This is a genomic window from Xenorhabdus sp. SGI240 (assembly GCF_040081915.1).
Classification (GTDB): Bacteria; Pseudomonadota; Gammaproteobacteria; order Enterobacterales; family Enterobacteriaceae; genus Xenorhabdus; species Xenorhabdus bakwenae.
Genome location: NZ_JBEBMB010000144.1, coordinates 1 through 2,277, shown reverse-complemented (window position 1 = coordinate 2,277; position 2,277 = coordinate 1). Strand labels below are relative to the sequence as shown.

Annotated in this window: 1 protein-coding gene and 1 pseudogene; both read left to right on the top strand. The window is 42.2% G+C overall.

What is annotated here, in order from left to right; genetic code table 11:
• Positions 1–129: 129 nt before the first annotated feature.
• Positions 130–354 (top strand): annotated as a pseudogene (locus ABLA76_RS17600) (tyrosine-type recombinase/integrase); the annotation flags it as partial.
• A 946-nt stretch (positions 355–1,300) separates the two neighbouring features.
• Positions 1,301–2,149 carry a phage tail protein gene (locus tag ABLA76_RS17595; protein ID WP_348988896.1) on the top strand — a complete coding sequence of 283 codons (849 nt, stop codon included), beginning with the start codon at positions 1,301–1,303 and terminating at the stop codon, positions 2,147–2,149.
• Positions 2,150–2,277 lie beyond the last annotated feature (128 nt).

Here is a 2,277-nt window from a genome sequence, read left to right as displayed (position 1 = left end):
ACACCCAAATGATAAAATCTTGTTGTGACATGGCCTTTTGTTCCTTTATTTCTCTATTTTTGACGACTTAAAGTTATAAAGGAGCGGCTATGTCATTTCAACTCATCATAAAAGTCGAGCATCGCGTTAAGTATATCTCAAGGATTTCACAGGGCATGCGTCAAACTAGGCATTGAAGACCTCCGCTACCATGATCTACGCCGGGAAGGGGCAAGTCGCTTGTTTGAGGCTGGGTTCTCAATTGAAGAAGTCGCGCAAGTCACAGGTCATCGCTCACTGAATGTATTATGGCAGGTATACACGGAGCTGTACCCGCAATCACTGCATGAAAAATTCAACAAACTTATGCAGTAGAAAGAAGAAGAATTCCCCAAAGGGCGGGAATCTGCCCTTTAACTCTCAGGGTAATCAACTATAGAGGAAATCCCTATAGTTGCCGTAGATGGCTCAAATCTGAATCATGGTTGAAATTCCAACCATCTTCAAAGTGTGATATCCCACTTTAGGTATGGTGATTTCCTCTATACCTTTTCTTTTTGTACCTGACTAACTGTCAGTCGCAAATTAACCGCGTCGCTAAATGATACGCGGAAAGTTTGTGCAACCCTTAATGAGGTGTACAAATTCTGCGAGTAAATAATATTTACGCACAAATCTTGCGCAATCCCTGATGAACTGGGCAAAGTCCGATTTTCGGACATTGGATTTTGCAGCGACGATTTTCGTCGGCACAAATAATCACCTTTTTGCATACCGATATTTTCGGCGCTCAAACTGACCCACTTTAAGAGGGTCAGTTCTTGTCCCATATAGCAAGACAACCAACCCGAAATTATCGGGTAGTCCAAAGTGAGGACTACGGTATTCTTCGAGGTCACTGAGCTAATGACCTCGACAATAGGACCTCTCAACCTCAAGGAACCCCTAGAGTTAATTCATCCCTCCGTTTGAAACGGAAGAATGCTGAATTAAAGGTGTGATATCCCACCTTTAGCTAAGTCGTTGATTTAACTTATTTCCTGCATTGAGCGAGAATTCAATTAAATCAAGGGGTTATAAAGACGGGGAATCCCGCTTTTAGTATGCTAAGTTTTATCAGTCATATGATAAATTTCATTAATTCACCATCTGTCATTTTATGTCATCCTGTCATCAAAACATGTATCTCACCCATTAAAGTTAATCAAGCCGTACTCTCCAGTATTGATGAACCGATTTTATTGATGTTCACAGGCGGAGCAGTATCTCACCGCCTTCATGTTATTTAGCAATGTATTGTTGATGAAATGAGGGAATAACTATGCAAGATAAAAAATCTGAAACACAAGTCTTAGAAGATGACGGCCTTGTTGTCGTTCCGACTCCGGAATATGTCAAAGATTCAATCAAAGAAGCAATCGAAGAGCACGCCCAAAGCCGCAACCATCCAGATGCAACACTGCAAGATAAGGGTTTTGTAGTTCTGAGTAATAATGTAAGTGGTAGTGAAACGATGGCGGCTACACCAAAAGCTGTTAAAGCCGCATATGATTTGGCGAATACAGCTAATCAAACTGCTAGCGGTGCAAACAATCTTGCCAGTACAGCAAATAATAAGGCTGATAATGCAAGCAACCTTGCTAATATTGCAAATGAAAATGCCAATTTAGCTTTACCCATTGGTGTTCCCGTTCCTTGGCCGACAGAGAATCCACCTGAAGGTTGGCTGATATGCAATGGTGAATCGTTTGATACAGCAAGATATCCGAAACTTGCGCTTGCTTATCCATCTGGTGTATTGCCTGATTTGAGAGGGGAATTTATTCGTGGATTAGATACGGGAGGTGCAATTGACCCGGGACGTACATTGCTATCTAAACAAAAGGCAACCATGCTGCCATCAGTCTTTACTTATAAAGATCTCCCCACAAATCCCAATCAACCCTCCAAAGATGCAATAGGAGTATTAGTCTCACCACCAATAAGCGCGTACAAAACAGAGGATGCTGATATTACGGATTTCATGGCTCAAGATTTTGATGATGCTGTATATGCATCATCTGATTCGTACCTAACCACTAGGCTGACAGCAGGAGGTAGAGCAGCATTGGCATCATTTCGTGTACGCCCTCGCAACATAGCATTCAATTACATAGTCAGAGCCGCTTAATTCTGAGCTAACCATTTAAACCCGTAATTTCTGCGGGTTTATTTTACGCTTCACTTTTCCCCTGCCCCAAATTCCACACCGAATCTTCCGGCATCTGAACACGGACATCTAAGCGACAACCTTCGGGA

Coding starts and splice junctions, on each gene's coding strand:
- ABLA76_RS17595 (WP_348988896.1), top strand. CDS start 1,301: ATGCAAGATAAAAAATCTGAAACACAAGTCTTAGAAGATGACGGCCTT.